The organism is Sphingosinicella microcystinivorans (assembly GCF_027941835.1).
Classification (GTDB): Bacteria; Pseudomonadota; Alphaproteobacteria; order Sphingomonadales; family Sphingomonadaceae; genus Sphingosinicella.
On sequence record NZ_CP116005.1, the window covers coordinates 2,383,792 to 2,399,276 of the forward strand.

The window sequence follows — 15,485 nt, forward strand, 5'->3', positions numbered from 1 at the left end:
CCCCAGTCTTCTAAAGAGCGGTTCTGTTGGTCTCGCCGGTGCGGATGCGCACGGCGCCGCCGACATCGAGCGTGAAGATCTTGCCGTCGCCGATGCTTCCGGTCGCGGCGGCGGCGGAGATGGTTTCAACGACACGCGGAGCAAGGTCGTCGGCGACGACGATCTCGAGCTTCAATTTCGGGACCATGTTCACACTGTACTCGGCGCCGCGGTACACCTCCGTGTGCCCCTTCTGGCGCCCGTAACCTTTCACCTCCGTCACGGTCAGCCCCTGCACGCCGATGTCGCTCAGGGCCTCCCGCACGGGGTCGAGCTTGAACGGCTTGATGATAGCGATGATCAGCTTCATGCCTTTGCCCCCTCCTGTGTGGTTGTGCCGGGGAGGCGTTCTGCATGATGCGTGCCAACTGCTGCACCGCAGCAAAACAGGCGACTCTCGCGCCGTTTCGGGCAAAGCGTGATTAAAAATCAGGCGATGAAGGGGGTGTGCCTAGATTCTAGGCGTGAATATTGACGAAAGTTTAAGCGCCGGTCCCGTCGAGGATCTGCCGCGCGCGGGCGAGGTCGCTCTCGTCCACCATCAGCCGTGCCGACGTGATCGGCCCCAGCCCGAGGCTGGACATGCCCGCGTCGAACAGTACGGCCGGAATGCCCTCCGCCTCGAGCGCGAGACGGGCCACATCGGCGTCGATGCGGCCCGAATATTCGCGGACCATCGCGAGCGGCATCAGGCGTCCTCGCTCACGTAGCGGTCGGTGACGCGGATCGGCAGGCCGTCGATGCTCCGCGTGCGGTCGGCGCGGCGCTTCACCCACGCCGAGGGGTCCGTTCCGGCCTGCCGATGGTATTTCACCAGCGTCTGGCGTTCGCGCTCCAGCGTCATGTGCGGTACGCCCCAGCCGCAGCTCGTTTGCGTGCTGTCCAAGGCGATGTCGAAGATCTGCCGCGTGCCGGGCAGGATCGTGAAGTGCGCCGCGAGCGCATCCCAAGCCTCGTCCTGCGGCAGCACGGGCCTGCCGTGCCCATAGATGCGGAAGATGAGCGCGGGATTGTCGAACGCGCAGAACATCAGCGTGATGCGCCCGTCCGCGGACAAATGCGCGTGCGTCTCGTTGCCCGATCCGCCGAGATCGAGATAGGCGACGCGCTTGCGTCCGAGCACGCGGAACGAATCGTAGCCCTTGGGGCTGAGGTTGATGCGCGCGCCGGCCGCGGCGGTGGCGACGAAGAACACGGGCTGGCGGGTGATGAACGCGATATGCTCGTCGGTCAGCTCGTCGAAGAAGTCCGCCATGCGCCTGCTCTCCCGTCTCAGGCGGCGGTGCCGCCCACCGTCAGCCCTTCCAGCATCAGCGTGGGCTGGCCGACGCCCGCGGGCACGGACTGTCCGCCCTTGCCGCAGATGCCGACGCCCTCGTCGAGTTCGAGGTCGCTGCCGATGGCGACGACCTTCTGCATCGCCTCCGGCCCCGATCCGATCAGCGTCGCGCCCTTGATGGGCGCGCCGAGCCTGCCGTTCTCGATCCGGTAGGCCTCCGTGCAGGAGAACACGAACTTGCCGTTGGTGATGTCCACCTGCCCGCCGCCGAAGCTCCTGGCGTAGATGCCGGACTTCGCGCGGGAGAGGATCTCGCCGGGGTCGTCCCTGCCCGCCAGCATGAACGTGTTCGTCATGCGCGGCATTGGCGCGTGCGCGAAGTTCTCGCGGCGGCCGTTGCCGGTGGGGGCGACGCCCATCAGCCGGGCGTTCAGCCGGTCCTGCATGTAGCCCTTGAGGATGCCGTCCTCGATCAGCACGGTGCGGCCCGTGGGCGTGCCCTCGTCGTCGATGGTGAGCGAGCCGCGCCGGTTCTCGAGGCTGCCGTCGTCCACGATCGTCACGCCGGGCGACGCGACGCGCTCGCCGAGCCTGCCGGAGAAGGTCGAGGCGCCCTTGCGGTTGAAATCGCCTTCGAGGCCGTGGCCGACCGCCTCGTGCAGCAGCACGCCGGGCCAGCCGGGGCCGAGCACCACGGTCATCTCGCCCGCGGGCGCGGCGACGGCGTCGAGGTTCACCAGCGCCTGCGCGAGCGCCACGTCGATGGCGCGCTCCCACGTCGCCGCCTCGAACAGCCGGTCGTAGAGGTAGCGGCCGCCGATGCCGTGATAGCCGGTCTCCCGCCGCCCGTCCTTCTCGGCGACGATCTGGACGTTGAGGCGCACCAGCGGGCGGATGTCGGAGGCGCGGAAGCCGTCGCCGCGCAGGATCTCGATGGCGGACCAGCTCGCGGTGAGCGAGGCGGACACCTGAACGACGCGCGGGTCGCGGGCGCGCGCGGCGGCGTCGATCTTCTGGAGCAGCTCGACCTTGCGCGCGAAGGGGATGGCGCTGATCGGATCGTCGTCCACGTAGAGCTTGCGGTTGGTGCGCGCGGGCGGCGCGGCGAGCGTGCCGCCGTGCCCGCCGCGCACCAGCGCCACCGTCTCGCCCGCGCGCCGGATCGCCGCCTCGCTGATCTCATTGGCGTGTGCGAAGGCGGTGGTCTCGCCCGAAACGCCGCGCAGGCCGAAGCCCTGCGTCGTGTCGAAGCTCGCAGATTTCATGCGGCCGTCGTCGAAGCTGAAGCTCTCGGCGACGGTGTGCTGCATGTAGAGCTCGCCGTCGTCGGTGCCGGCGAGAACGTCGGCGACGACGCGCTCGGCGCGGGCCGGGTCGAGCTCTGAATAGAACAGGCGGGTCGGGTCGGTCATGCGCCCGATATGGGCGTTCCGCCCTTATTTGTCACGCGTGTCGGCGGGTCCGCCCGAAAGGATGAAGCGCCGGTCGCAGTAGCCGCAGTCGACGTAGCCGCCCTCCATCTCCATGTAGACGCGGGGATGGCCGAGCGGTCCCTCGTCGCCGTCACACGACACGCGCGTCGTGTCGACGTAGCGGACTTCGGGGACGAACGGGTCTTTCTGGGCGGTGGCGTTCATGGGCCGAGCGCTTAGCACCGGTTTTCCGCGGCCTCAAGTCCGCTCGGGGCCCGGCTCAGGCAAAGTGCCCGGCGATCACCGGGCCGAGCGCGATCGCGGCGATCAGCGCGGTCTTCAGCACGCGAAGCAGCAGCGCCGGGCGGCGGGAGACGGGAACCATGAGCATGGCCGCGACGATGGCGCCGGAACGGTTAGCAAAGCGTTAAGAGCCGCGCTCATTGAACGAAGTTGCGCAATGCCTATCTAGCCGCTTGCCGCGTGCAGGTGCGGGCGGTATAGGCCGCGCCGGGAGCGGTCGTTTCGCGCGCGCCTCACCAGCTCGCGGGCCGGAACGGTCGGGGCAGGAGTTGCGTTGAATGATTGATACGGTTGAAGGGATTACCGTCCTGGCCGACGACGACCAGAACCAGACGACAGCGGCGTGGAACGGCATCGAATTGCCGACAGGCTATGTGCCCAGCGAGGACGAGCCTTTCATGAACCCGCTGCAACTCGCGTATTTCCGCAAGAAGCTTCTCGACTGGAAGGACGACATCCACCGCGAGGCGAAGGAGACGCTCGCCCAGCTCCAGAAGGAGCCCTTGCAGGAGGCGGACGCCACCGACCGCGCATCGAGCGAGACCGACTGGTCGATCGAACTGCGCGCGCGGGACCGGCAGCGCAAGCTCATCAACAAGATCGACGCGGCGCTGCGCCGCATCGAGGCGGGCGAATACGGCTTTTGCGAAGTGACCGGCGAGCCGATCTCGCTGAAGCGCCTCGACGCGCGCCCGATCGCCACGATGACGGTCGAGGCGCAGGAACGCCACGAACGGAACGAGAAGATCACGCGCGACGAATAGCGCGGCCGTGCCGCCGGGTGCATCGTTACGCGAAAGTCACGGAAATCCGCGCGCGTCCGGGTGAACGGGCGTCCTGATCCGCAACGCCTCGTTAACTACGCAGGCGCTAGTTTGCCGTCCGGGTTGCAAACTGGCGGGGCCGATGACGCCGATCAATGAAGCCATAGGGCCGGAAGACCTGGCCGCGCTGGAGGCTGCGCTGCCGCGGAAGTGGTGGAGCGGCCGGCGCATCGTCACGGCCGCGCTGATCGCCGTCGCCCTCGCCGCCGCGCTCTACGGTCTCCGGTGGGCGGCCGCGCCGGGCGTGCTGACGCCCGCGGTGCCGCACTATGTCGAGGTCCCGGCGATGACGGTGAACCTCCGCGCCAAGGGCGGCGAGCGCCGCTATCTCAAGGTGCGCGTGGTGATCGAGGCGGCAAGCCGCGAGGACGCCGCCGCCATATCGGCGCGGCTTCCGGCGGTGATCGACGGCTTCCAGTCGTTCCTGCGCGAGCTGCGCCCGCAGGACCTCGGCGGCGCCTCCGGCACGTACCGCATCAAGGAAGAGCTGATGGTGCGGATCAACCGCGCGGGTGCCGGGCGGGCGAGCGACGTGCTGGTGCAGGAGCTGATCCAGCAATGACCAGCCGCAGCATGAAGTTCGATCCCGAGGCGTGGCTCCGCGACGACATCGAGGCGGAGTGGGCGGTGGTGCGCGAGCAGATGCAGCGCGCCGCGCCGCAGGGCGCGCCCGCGCGCGAGACGAAGCGCGGCATCCCGGCCTCCGAGCAGACCGGCATCGACGCCATCATCAACGCCGGTCTCGTCTCCAGCGAGCGGCTGCCGATGCTCGACGTGGTGTTCGACCGCCTCGTCCGGCTGATGACGGCGAGCCTCCGCAGCCTCACCTCCGACAACATCGAGATTTCCGTCGAGGCGGTCGCCTCCGTCCGCTTCGGCCGGTTCCTGAACGACATGCCGCTGCCGTCGCTGATCGGCGTGGCGCGCGCGCAGGAATGGGACAATTTCGCGCTGCTCGTCGTCCGCCCCGAGCTTGCCTTCACCATCGTCGACGTGCTGCTCGGCGGACGACGCGGCGTGCCCCCGGCGCACATCGGCGGGCGGGGCTTCACCGCGATCGAGACGAAGCTCGTCACGCGCATGGTGGGCGCGGTGCTGAACGACCTCGGCGCGGCGTTCGAGCCGCTGTCGCCCGTCACGTTCGCGCTCGACCGGATCGAGACCAACCCGCGCTTCGCCGGGATCGCGCGGCCGACGAACGCCGCCGTCAACGCGCGCTTCCGCGTCGAGATCGACGAGCGCGGCGGTCTCCTCGACCTCGTCATTCCCTATGCGACGCTGGAGCCGGTCCGCGAGCTGCTGCTGCAGCGCTTCATGGGCGAGAAGTTCGGCCGCGACTCGATCTGGGAGCGGCATCTCGCGTCGGAGCTTCACCGCACCCGCGTCGACGTGGAAGCCGTGCTCGGCGAGCAGCAGATGACGCTCGCCGACGTGATGACGTTCAAGCCCGGCCAGACCATCCTGTTCGGCACGCGCGAGACGCATCCGGTCACGCTGCGCTGCGGCGGGCGCACCGTCGGGCACGGACGCATGGGCCGCTGCGGCAATCGCGTGGCGGTGCGGCTGACCGACCGCGAGACGGAACGGCAGCCGGGAAAGACGTTCCGCCCGCGCGGCGAGGACTAGGCGGTGCGCCTTTTCTCCAAACGATCATTGTTGCTCGCCGCGCTCGCGCTGGCGGCCCCGGCGCCCGTTTCGGGCGATGCGCCGGACGTTCGCGCCGCGCTCCGGGCGCTCAGCGTCGCGTCGGAGGCCGAGCGGCCTGAGTGGCGCTGGCGGCTGGCGCGGGACTACGTCGCCGCCGGTCTCTACGCCGAGGCGGACGGCGTGCTCGGCGTGCTCGGCGCCGATTCGCCGGGCCGCGCGGAAACACCCGAATTCCGGCTGCTGCGCGCCGAGGTCCTCACGGCGATCGGGGAACCGGAAAAGGCGCTCGCGCAGCTGGAGACGCCGGCGCTCGCCGAAGCGCCCGCCGCCTGCCTTCTCCGCCTCGCCGCGGCGGCGCGGCTGCGGCGTCACGCGGCGGTCGCCGACGCCCACCGCTGCGCTGCGCCCGCGCTTGCGGCGATGCCTGCTGCGGCACGGGTTCCCTACCTGATGGCCGCCGTCCGCACCTATGCGGAGGCGGGCGACACGGATGCCGCGGCGGCGCTGCTTCGCGGGATGGAGGGGCTGTCCCCGCTCCAGCAGGGCGAGGCCGAATACTGGCGGGGCGTCACGCTGCGCGGCAGCGCGCCCGAGGCGGCGCTGGCGCATTTCCGGCGCGCGGCGGGGGGCGCAAATCCCATCGCGGCGCTGCGGGCCGAGGTTGCCGCCACCCGGATCGAGGTCGCTGCGGGCCGTCTCGGCGCGAAAGCCGCGCTCGGCCGTCTCGAGCGGCTCGGCAACCGCTGGCGCGGCGGCGCGGCGGAGCGGGACTTGCTGATGGCGCTCGGCGATCTCAGGGACGCATCGGGCGACGTGCCCGGCGCCTTCGCGGCGTGGAGCGCGGTCGCGGAGGGCTTCCCGGTCGATGCGCCCGCGCTCAGGCAAACGCTTGCCCGGCGGTTCGCTGCCGCCTTCGCGGAGGACGGCGCCGCACTGCCGCCCGCGCAGGCCTTCGCCCTGTTCCGCGATTTCCCGGACTACGCCCCGCAAGGCCCCGAAGCCGATGCCATGATCCGCCGCCTTGCCGAACGCCTCGCCGGTGCGGGCATGATCGCCGAGGCGGCGCAATTGCTCGGCCATCAGGTCGCCAACCGGCTCGAAGGCACGGCGCGGGCGAGCGTCGCGGTGCGGCTCGCCGAACTGCTCGTGGCGAGCGGCAAGCCGCGCCGCGCGCTCGCCGTGCTCGCCGACGCGCGCGCCGCGCTGCCCGCCGATCTCGACCTGCGCCGCCGTCAGGCGGAGGCCGCCGCGCGCATCCGGACCGGCGGTGCGTCGGAGGCCCGCACCCTGCTGGCGGGGATCGAAGGCCGCCGCGCCGACATCCTGCGCGCCGAAGCGGCGTGGACGCTTCAGGACTGGCCTGCGGTGATCGACGGTCTCGAACCCCTGCTGCCGGAGCGCGAGGCGCGCACTGCGGACGAGGGCATGATCCTGCGCGTCGCCGTCGCGGCCGCCCGGCAGGGCGACAAAGACCGGCTTCGCGGCCTCGATGCGCGCTATGGCACGGCGATGCGCGGGCAGGCGGGCCGCGCGTTCGAAGCGATCGTGAATGCCGCGCGGCTCGATCCGCTCACGCGCCGCCGCGTGCTTGCCGCCGCAGCGGAGACGGCGTCCGGCTATCCGGTGATCGACGGCAGCGCGGCGTAGGCGGCGGGGTCGCCCCACGCGAGGAACGGCCCGTTCAAATAGTCGTCCTTGCCGTAGCGGAACGGCGTGCCGTGCTCGTCGACCATTGCGCCGCCCGCGGCGAGCAGCACGGCGTGCGCCGCGGCGGTGTCCCACTCCGATGTCGGGCCGAAGCGCGGATAGACGTCCGCCTCGCCCTCGGCGATCATGCAGAACTTGAGCGAGGAGCCGCTCGGCTTCACGTCCGCGCCCGGAATCCCCGCCACATAGGCCAGCGTGCGGTTGTCGTTGTGCGAGCGGCTGGTGACGACGACGGGCCGCGCTGGAAGCGGCCGGCAACGGATCGCCGTCTTCCTGTCCCCGTCGAACCGCCACGCGCCCTCGCCGACGATGCCCGCCCAGATCGTGCCGGTGCGCGGCGCCATCACCATGCCGAGCACGGGGCTGCCGTTCACGACGAGGCCGATGTTCACCGAATAGTCGGCGCCGCCGTCGAGGAAGCTCTTGGTGCCGTCGAGCGGGTCGATGAGCCAGAAGCGCTCGGCGGCGGCGGGCTTGCCGCCGGCCTCGCAGGCTTCCTCGCCGACGATCTGCGTCCCCGGGTCGATGCTCTGGAGCGCGGCGACGATCAGCGCCTCGGCGCGCTCGTCGGCCTCGGTGACGGGCGAGCGGTCGGCCTTGGTGCGCGAGGCCGCGCCGGTTTCGCGGATCTGTTCGATGAGGGTTGCCGCGTCCCGGATCACCGGGAGCAGCGCGTCAAGAAAGCGGCGTGTCACGCATCCGCGGTATCGAAGAGTTCCGCGGGTTTCAAGCCGAGGCGGTCGATGTGGCGGCGGATGCCCGGCCACTCGCGCGTCAGGAACTGCTTGCGTTCGTCGGCGATCAGCCGTTCGCGCGCGCCCGGCTCCACGAACAGCCCGAGCCCGCGCCGCGCAGAGACGAGCCCGGCGGATTGCAGCTCCTGATAGGCCTTGGAGACGGTGAGCGGATTGACCTGCTGCTCGGCGGCGAGCGCCCGCACCGAGGGCAGCGAATCCCCGACGCCGTAGTCGCCGTCGATGATGGCGGCCGCGATCAGGTCGCGAATCTGGATATAGATCGGGCGCGTCGTCTGCCACATAGTGTCATAAAACCATAAGACAGTAGTACGGTCAAGGCTTACGGTGCGGCTATGCGCTGCGCCAGACGCTCACCACGTCGTCGAGGTCCGGGCGCGGGCGTTCTTCCACCGGCTTCCCCGGCGTGCCGAGGAACAGGAAGCCGACGATGCGGTCGCCCGCTTCGCCGAGCAGCTGCGTCACGCCCTCCGAATAGGCCGCCCAGCCGGTCAGCCAGCACGACACGAAGCCCTCGGCGTGCGCGGCGTGCGCGAGCGTCATGGCCGCGGCTGCCGCCGACGCCGTCTGCTCGGCGAGCGGGATGTGCGATTCGGGCGCGGGGCGGTGGAGGACGACGACCAGCGCGGGCGCCTGCCGCGCGAACTCGCGGATGGCTTCGCGCTCGAGGCGGCCCGCCTCCGGCTTCTCGGCCACATAGATCGCATCGAACGCCTCGGCGAGCGCGGCGCGTTCGCCCTCCGGCACCACCACGAAGCGCCACGGCGCCAGCTTGCCGTGGTCGGGCACGCGCGCGGCGGCGGTGAGGATGCGCCGGAGCTGCGCCGCGTCCGGGCCCGGTGCGACCATATCGCGCGCCTTGCCGGAGCGGCGCGTGAGAAGCAGGGACATGGGGGTGGTGCGGTCGTTGAACGCGGTCACAGATGGTTTGCCTTCTTGCGATTCGCCGATAGGCCGTTGCGGTGCGGGAGTCCGCTCGCTAGCAGAAGCGCCTCCGGAAAAGAAAGCAGGTCGCGACTGTGCGGTATCGTTTTTGCCTTTTGCTCGCCCCCGTGCTCGCTCCGGTGGCCCTCGCGCATCCCGCGGCGGCCGAGGAGACGATCGTCGTCACCGGCCATGCGCTCGAGCAGCCGCCGGGGACGCGGGCCTATTCGGTGCAGGTCATCGACGGCGCTGCGCTGCGGGACGTGCCCGGCGGGCTGGAGACGGCGCTGGAGGCGGCCTCCGGCTTCCAGATGTTCCGCCGCACGGACAGCCGCTCGGCGAACCCGACGAGCCAGGGCGCGCAGCTTCGCGGCATCGGCGGCAATGCGTCGAGCCGGGCGCTGGTGCTGCTCGACGGCGTGCCGGTGGCCGATCCGTTCGCGGGATGGATCCCGTGGCCCGCGATCCGGCCGGAAAGCCTGTCGTCGGTGCGCATCACCACCGGCGGCGGCGCAGGTGCGTTCGGCGCGGGCGCGCTCACCGGCGTGATCGAGCTGGCGAGTGCGGGGCGGGACCGCGCGCCCGTGATCGGCATCGACTACGGCAGCCGCGATTCGATCGCCGCTTCCGCGGGCGTGACCGTGCCGCTCGGCCGGGGCTTCGTGTCGGTCGATGCCGGCTATGACCGCGGCGACGGCTTTCATCTCGTCAGGCGGTCGCAGCGCGGCGCCGTCGATATTCCGGCCTCCTACGAGCAATACGGCGGCGCGGTGCGCTTCGTCGTGCCCGTGGGCGACGAGACCGAGCTCCAGGTGCGCGGCGCGGCGTTCGCGGACGACCGCGTGCGCGGCGTGGACATCGTCGATTCGGCGAACAGCGGCGCCGATGCGAGCGTGCGGCTGGTGTCGCGGGGGGCGCTGCCGTGGGAGGCCGTCGCCTACCTCCAGACGCGCGACTTCTCCTCGCGCTTCGCGCGCGTCGAGGCGGACCGCAGCGCCGCCTTCCCGACGCTCGACCAGTATTCGGTTCCGGCAACCGGCTACGGCGCGAAGGTCGAGCTTCGCCCGACGCTCGGCGCTCATGCCCTGCGCCTCGGCGCGGACTGGCGCGGCGCGACCGGAGAGACGAAGGAGTTCTACACGCCGGTCGCCAACGTCTACACGCGCATCCGCGAGGCGGGCGGCGACAGCAATGTCTACGGCGTTTTCGTCGAGGACGACTGGCGGCTGACGGAGGCGCTGCTGCTGACGGGCGGTGTCCGCGTCGACCGCTGGTCGCTGACGAACGGGCACCTCGACGAGCGCCAGATGACGGGCGGCGTGCTGACCGACACGGATTTCGCGAAGCGCTCGGGCACGGAGCCGAGCGCCCGGCTCGGGCTCGCGCTCGCCGCGACCCCGGCGCTGACGCTGCGCGCCGCTTCCTATCTCGGCTTCCGCGTGCCGACGCTGAACGAGCTTTACCGGCCGTTCCGCGTCGGCGCGGACGCGACCGCCGCAAATGCTGCGCTGAAGCCGGAGCGGCTGCGCGGCATCGAGGCGGGCTTCGACTACCGCCCGCTCAGCACCGCGCATGTCTCGGTCACGGCCTTCTACAACCGCGCGCGGAACGCCATCGGCAACGTCACGCTGGCGCAGGGGCCGGGCACGTTCCCCGGCGTCGGCTTCGTGGCGGGCGCCTACCGGCAGCGGCTCAACCTCGACGCGATCGAGGCGTGGGGCGTCGAGGCCAATGCGGGCCTCGATCTCGGCCGCTGGTCGCTCGGGCTCTCCTACGCGTTCACCGATGCGACGGTGGAGGCGAGCGGCGCATCCGTGGCGCTCGACGGGATGCGCCCGGCGCAGACGCCGAAGCACCAGGCGAGCGCATCGGCGAGCTGGCGCTCGGGCGGCTGGAGCGCGGGCGCGGCCGCGCGCTACGACGGCGCGCGCTACGAGGACGATCTCCAGACGCTCCGGCTCGACGACGCACTGACGCTCGACGCCTTCGCTGAGGCGCCGCTCGGGCGCGGCCTGTCGCTGCGCGTCGCGGCCGAGAATCTCGCGGACGCGAACGTCGAGGCCGGGCGCACCAGCGACGGCATCGTCGATCGCGGCCAGCCGCGGACCTTCTGGGTCGGCGTGCGCTGGCGGCCCGGCCGCTAGGCGCCGAAACATTCTTTCAATGCGCGGGGCGCGCGGCTAGTCTCGCGCCACGGGAGAGCGGCGCGGCCTGATCGAAGCCGTTCGCGAAAGGGAAGAGGGTCCGGTATCCATGACTCAACCGACGGGGGCCGCCGCCGGCGCCCTTCCAGCAACCGATTCGATGGGCACGATCCTCGGGCACCCCAAGGGTCTTTTCGTGCTGTTCTTCGCCGAGATGTGGGAGCGCTTCTCCTACTACGGGATGCGGGCGCTGCTCATCTTCTACCTCGTCCAGCACTGGATGTTCTCGGACCAGAAGGCCTCGGTGATCTACGGCGCCTACACGGCGCTCGTGTACATCACGCCCGTCATCGGCGGCTATCTCGCCGACCGCTGGCTCGGCCAGCGCAAGGCGGTGCTGTTCGGCGCGGTGCTGCTGAGCTTCGGCCACCTGCTGATGGCGGTGGAAGGCGACGGCGGGCAGGACAGCACGGCGCTCAACGTCTTCTGGCTGGCGCTCGCCTTCATCGTCGTCGGCTCGGGGTTCCTCAAGGCCAACATCTCGGTGATCGTCGGGCAGCTCTATCCTCGCACCGACGTGCGGCGGGACGGCGCCTATACGATCTTCTACATGGGCATCAACCTCGGCGCGGCGCTCGGCGCGATCATCGCGGGCTATCTCGGCCAGACCCATGGCTGGAGCTACGGCTTCGGCGCGGCCGGGTTCGGCATGTTGCTCGGCCTCGCCGTGTTCGTGTGGGGCAAGCCCTATCTGATGGGACGCGGCGAATCGCCCGCGCCCGAGAAGCTGGCCGCGCGTGTCGGCGGCATTTCGTTCGAATGGCTGCTCTATGCGCTGTCGTTCGTGACGGTCGGCCTCGTCTGGCTGATGATCCAGTACCAGGCGCTCGTCGGCACGCTGCTCGGCATCTCCGGCGCCATCCTCGTTGCCTATGTGCTCTACACGGCGGTCGCGAAGCTCTCGCACGAGGATCGCGACCGGATCTTCGCGGCGATGTTCCTCATCCTCGGCTCGATCCTGTTCTGGTCGCTGTTCGAGCAGGCGGGCTCGTCGCTCAACCTGTTCACGGACCGCCACGTGGACCGAGAGATTTTCGGGATCGAGGTGCGCGCGGCGATTTTCCAGTCGCTGAACGCCATCTACATCGTGCTGCTCGCGCCGCTGTTCGCCGCGCTCTGGATCGGGCTCGGGCGGCGCGGCATCGAGCCGTCGGCGCCTGCGAAGTTCGGCCTCGGCCTCATCCAGCTCGGTGCGGGCTTCTTCGTTCTCGTCGCCGGCGCCGCCGCGGCGGGCGCGGACGTGCCGACGCCGGTCATCTACATCTTCCTCATCTACCTGCTGCACACCACCGGCGAGCTTTGCCTGTCGCCGGTGGGGCTCAGCGCGATGAACCGGCTCGCGCCCGCGCACATGGCGAGCCTGATCATGGGCACGTGGTTCTTCGCCTCGGCCGCAGGCAATTTCGCGGCGGGCCTGATCGCGGCGGCGACCGGGGCCGATCACGGCGGCGGCGCGGGCGCGGCGAAGGAGGTCGTGCTCGGCGTCTATTCGAACGTCGGCTGGGTGGCGGTTGCCGTCGGTGTCGGCGTGCTCGTCATCTCGCCGCTCATCAGGCGGCTCATGCACCTCGACACGCTGAAGGACGACGGCGCGCTCGCGGGCGCAGGCGAGATCGGCGAGCCGCAGGCGGCAGGGGTGAATACGGCGGCGGAGACGCGCCCGTGAAGCGCCTCGGCCTTGCACTCGTATCGGCCGCGCTGCTTTCCGCCTGCGCAGGCCAGCAGGAAGCCCCGAAGTCGGCGGCCGCCAAGCCGTCGCGCGATCTGCCGACGATCAACAGGAACCCGTTCCCGTCGACCTACAAGCCCTATGCCTCGGCGCCCACGCTGATCCGCGGCGCCGACATCTACGACGGCGCGGGCGGCAAGATCGTCGGCGGCGAGGTGCTGCTGGTCGACGGCAAGGTCGCCGCCATCGGGCAGACCGTGTCCGCGCCGGAGGGCGTGACGGTCGTCGACGGCACCGGCAAGTGGGTGACGCCGGGCGTCATCGACGTGCACAGCCATCTCGGCAACTATCCGACGCCCTCGGTGGACGCGCATCAGGACGGCAACGAGATGACCGGCGCCAACACGGCGGACGTGTGGGCCGAGCACGGCGTCTGGCCGCAGGACCCCGGTTTCAGCCGCGCGCTCGCAGGCGGCATCACGACGCTGCATATCCTGCCCGGTTCGGCGAACCTGTTCGGCGGGCGCGGCGTCTCCTTGCGCAACGTGCCGGGCCGCACCGTGCAGGAGATGAAGTTCCCCGGCGCCCCCTACACGCTCAAGATGGCGTGCGGCGAGAACCCGAAGCGCGTCTACGGCAGCCGCAACCAGAAGCCGGGCAGCCGCATGGGCAACATCGCCGTCGACCGCGCGACATGGGCGAAGGCGCAGGAATACGACCGCAAGTGGGACGAGTACGAGGGCAAGGTGAAGGCCGGCACGGCGGGCATGAAGGACGTGCCCGCGCGCGACCTCGCGATGGACACGCTGCGCGGCGTGCTCGACGGCGAGATTCTCGTGCAGAACCACTGCTACCGCGCCGACGAGATGGCGCTCGTGCTCGATATGGCGAAGGAGTTCGGCTACAAGGTCACGACCTTCCACCACGCCGTCGAAGCCTACAAGATCGCCGACCTTTTGAAGGCGAACGGCACCTGCGCCGCCATGTGGGCGGACTGGTGGGGCTTCAAGATGGAAGCCTACGACGGCATCCGCGAGAACCTGCCCTTCGTCCACGCGGCGGGCGGCTGCGCGATCACGCACTCGGACGACGATCTCGGCATCCAGCGGCTCAACCAGGAAACCGCCAAGGCGCTCGCCGACGGCAACCGCGCGGGCCTCGACATCAAGCCCGAGGAAGCGTGGACGTGGATCGGCATCAACGCCGCGAAGGCGATCGGACTCGATAAGGAGATCGGCAGCCTCGCCCCCGGCAAGCGCGCCGACGTCGTGCTGTGGAACGACGATCCGCTCTCCGTCTATGCGAAGGCCGAGAAGGTCTGGATCGACGGCGCGCTGATGTTCGATGCGCTGTCGCGGCTGCGGCCGGTGAGCGACTTCGAGCTCGGCCAGCCCGGCGAAGGAGACCCGAAATGAAGCGGCTTCTCTCCCTCATCGCACTGACGCTCGCGTATCCCGCCGCGGCGGAAACCGTCGCCATCGTGAACGGCAAGGTCGCGACCGTCGCCCGCGCCGAGCCGATCGAGAACGGCACCGTCCTCATCCGCGACGGGCGCATCGCCGCTGTCGGCGCGAACGTGGCCGTTCCGGCGGACGCGCGCGTCGTCGACGCGGCGGGCGGCTGGGTGACGCCGGGGCTGTTCGCGGGCTATTCGCGCGTGGGCATCGTCGAGGTCGACGCGGTGTCGGGCACCAACGACACCCGCGCCTCGGCGGCGCCCTACGCGGCGGCGATCGACATCGTGCCCGCCGTCAATCCGCTTACCACCGCCATCGCCGTGACGCGCATCGAGGGCGTGACGCGCGCCGCCGTGATGCCGGAGGCGGGAAACGACATCTTCGGCGGGCAGGGCCTCGTGCTCTCGCTCGGCGACGGCGCGCCGGTCACGCGGCCGCAGGCGTTCCAGTACATCGTGATGGGCGAGGACGGTGCGCGCCTCGCGGGCGGCTCGCGCGGCGCCTTGTTCGCGCGGCTTGCCGATGCGTTCGCCGAGGCCGCGGCCTACGCGCGCAACCCGGCGGGCTACGGCTTCGGCCGCGACCGCGGCTCGCTCCTCAAGAGGGCCGATGCCGCCGCGCTCGCGAAGGTCGTCGGCGGCGAGGTTCCGGCGGTCGTCAGCGTCAACCGCGCCAGCGACATCGTGAATGTGCTCGCGCTTAAAAAGACCTATCCGCGCCTGCGCCTGATCCTCGCGGGCGCGGCGGAAGGCTGGACGGTGGCGGACAGGATCGCGGCGGCGGGCGTGCCGGTGCTGGCGTCGGTCGCGCCGAACCTCCCCGAAAGCTTTGAGGCGCTCGCCGCGACGCAGTCGAACGTCGGGCGCATGATCCGCGCGGGCGTGAAGGTCGCGATCGTGCCGATCGGCCGCGATCTCAACCATCAGGTGCGCCTCATTCCGCAGCAGGCGGGCAACCTCGTCGCGCAGGGCCGGATTCCGGGCGGCGTTCAGGTCAGCCATGCCGAGGCGCTCGCGGCGCTCACGCGCAACCCGGCCGAGATCTTCGGGCTCGGCGGCGAACTCGGCACGCTGGAGCCGGGCAAGCGCGCCGATGTCGTCGTCTGGTCGGGCGATCCGATCGAACTCGCCTCCGCGCCGACCGCGCTGTTCATCGACGGCCGTGCGACGCCGCTCGAATCGCGGCAGACGAAGTTGCGCGACCGCTACAATCCGCTGAAACAGGATACGATGCCCAAACAGTACAGCCGCTAGGAGAAGGGGAGG

General features: G+C 70.6%; 16 protein-coding genes. 8 read left to right on the forward strand and 8 right to left on the reverse strand.

The window, feature by feature from the left end:
• Positions 1-10 precede the first annotated feature (10 nt).
• The 5 genes from PE061_RS11455 to PE061_RS11475 form a co-directional block, all read right to left on the reverse strand.
• Complete coding sequence (locus tag PE061_RS11455) at positions 11-349, reverse strand: P-II family nitrogen regulator (RefSeq protein ID WP_271255419.1); 339 nt, start codon at positions 347-349, stop codon at positions 11-13.
• Positions 350-521: 172 nt separating this feature from the next.
• Entirely contained in the window at positions 522-728 is a 207-nt protein-coding gene (locus PE061_RS11460) for a DUF2007 domain-containing protein (RefSeq protein WP_271255420.1), read from the reverse strand.
• Complete coding sequence (locus PE061_RS11465) at positions 728-1,294, reverse strand: pyridoxamine 5'-phosphate oxidase family protein (RefSeq protein ID WP_271255421.1); 567 nt, start codon at positions 1,292-1,294, stop codon at positions 728-730. The genes PE061_RS11460 and PE061_RS11465 overlap by 1 nt, the downstream gene beginning before the upstream one ends.
• Positions 1,295-1,311: 17 nt before the next feature.
• Entirely contained in the window at positions 1,312-2,730 is a 1,419-nt protein-coding gene (tldD, locus tag PE061_RS11470; RefSeq protein WP_271255422.1) for a metalloprotease TldD, read from the reverse strand.
• A gap of 24 nt (positions 2,731-2,754) precedes the next feature.
• The gene (locus PE061_RS11475) at positions 2,755-2,955 is read right to left on the reverse strand and encodes a zinc-finger domain-containing protein (protein ID WP_271255423.1); all 201 of its coding nucleotides are present in this window, start codon (positions 2,953-2,955) and stop codon (positions 2,755-2,757) included.
• 476 nt (positions 2,956-3,431) lie between these two features.
• Here PE061_RS11475 and dksA point away from each other — a divergent pair, with 476 nt between their 5' ends.
• The 4 genes from dksA (at position 3,432) to PE061_RS11495 (ending at position 7,151) form a co-directional block, all read left to right on the forward strand.
• The gene (gene dksA / locus PE061_RS11480) at positions 3,432-3,797 is read left to right on the forward strand and encodes an RNA polymerase-binding protein DksA (RefSeq protein WP_271259179.1); all 366 of its coding nucleotides are present in this window, start codon (positions 3,432-3,434) and stop codon (positions 3,795-3,797) included.
• 142 nt (positions 3,798-3,939) lie between these two features.
• The gene (locus tag PE061_RS11485) at positions 3,940-4,419 is read left to right on the forward strand and encodes a flagellar basal body-associated FliL family protein (protein ID WP_271255424.1); all 480 of its coding nucleotides are present in this window, start codon (positions 3,940-3,942) and stop codon (positions 4,417-4,419) included.
• Entirely contained in the window at positions 4,416-5,483 is a 1,068-nt protein-coding gene (gene fliM, locus PE061_RS11490; protein WP_271255425.1) for a flagellar motor switch protein FliM, read from the forward strand. Before PE061_RS11485 ends, fliM begins: the two co-directional genes overlap by 4 nt.
• Before the next feature lie 3 nt (positions 5,484-5,486).
• A complete protein-coding gene (locus tag PE061_RS11495; RefSeq protein WP_271255426.1) occupies positions 5,487-7,151 on the forward strand; it encodes a hypothetical protein in 1,665 nt (554 codons plus the stop codon).
• On the opposite strand, the gene cysQ is transcribed toward PE061_RS11495, so the two are convergent.
• From cysQ to PE061_RS11510, 3 genes are read right to left on the reverse strand one after another with little or no spacing between them, the layout of a single operon-like run.
• A complete protein-coding gene (cysQ, locus tag PE061_RS11500; protein WP_271255427.1) occupies positions 7,121-7,906 on the reverse strand; it encodes a 3'(2'),5'-bisphosphate nucleotidase CysQ in 786 nt (261 codons plus the stop codon). The genes PE061_RS11495 and cysQ overlap by 31 nt on opposite strands.
• A complete protein-coding gene (locus tag PE061_RS11505; protein ID WP_271255428.1) occupies positions 7,903-8,250 on the reverse strand; it encodes a GntR family transcriptional regulator in 348 nt (115 codons plus the stop codon). Before PE061_RS11505 ends, cysQ begins: the two co-directional genes overlap by 4 nt.
• A 49-nt stretch (positions 8,251-8,299) precedes the next feature.
• On the reverse strand, positions 8,300-8,857 hold the full coding sequence (locus PE061_RS11510; protein ID WP_271259180.1) for a nitroreductase family protein: 558 nt from the start codon (positions 8,855-8,857) through the stop codon (positions 8,300-8,302).
• A gap of 128 nt (positions 8,858-8,985) precedes the next feature.
• Between PE061_RS11510 and PE061_RS11515 the strand changes: the two genes are divergently transcribed.
• The 4 genes from PE061_RS11515 to PE061_RS11530 all read left to right on the forward strand — a co-directional run bounded on the left by PE061_RS11515 (position 8,986) and on the right by PE061_RS11530 (position 15,473).
• Complete coding sequence (locus PE061_RS11515) at positions 8,986-11,034, forward strand: TonB-dependent receptor (RefSeq protein ID WP_271255429.1); 2,049 nt, start codon at positions 8,986-8,988, stop codon at positions 11,032-11,034.
• Between the two features lie 109 nt (positions 11,035-11,143).
• Entirely contained in the window at positions 11,144-12,760 is a 1,617-nt protein-coding gene (locus PE061_RS11520; RefSeq protein WP_271255430.1) for a peptide MFS transporter, read from the forward strand.
• The gene (locus tag PE061_RS11525; protein ID WP_271255431.1) at positions 12,757-14,178 is read left to right on the forward strand and encodes an amidohydrolase; all 1,422 of its coding nucleotides are present in this window, start codon (positions 12,757-12,759) and stop codon (positions 14,176-14,178) included. Before PE061_RS11520 ends, PE061_RS11525 begins: the two co-directional genes overlap by 4 nt.
• Entirely contained in the window at positions 14,175-15,473 is a 1,299-nt protein-coding gene (locus PE061_RS11530) for an amidohydrolase family protein (protein WP_271255432.1), read from the forward strand. Before PE061_RS11525 ends, PE061_RS11530 begins: the two co-directional genes overlap by 4 nt.
• Positions 15,474-15,485: the final 12 nt, after the last annotated feature.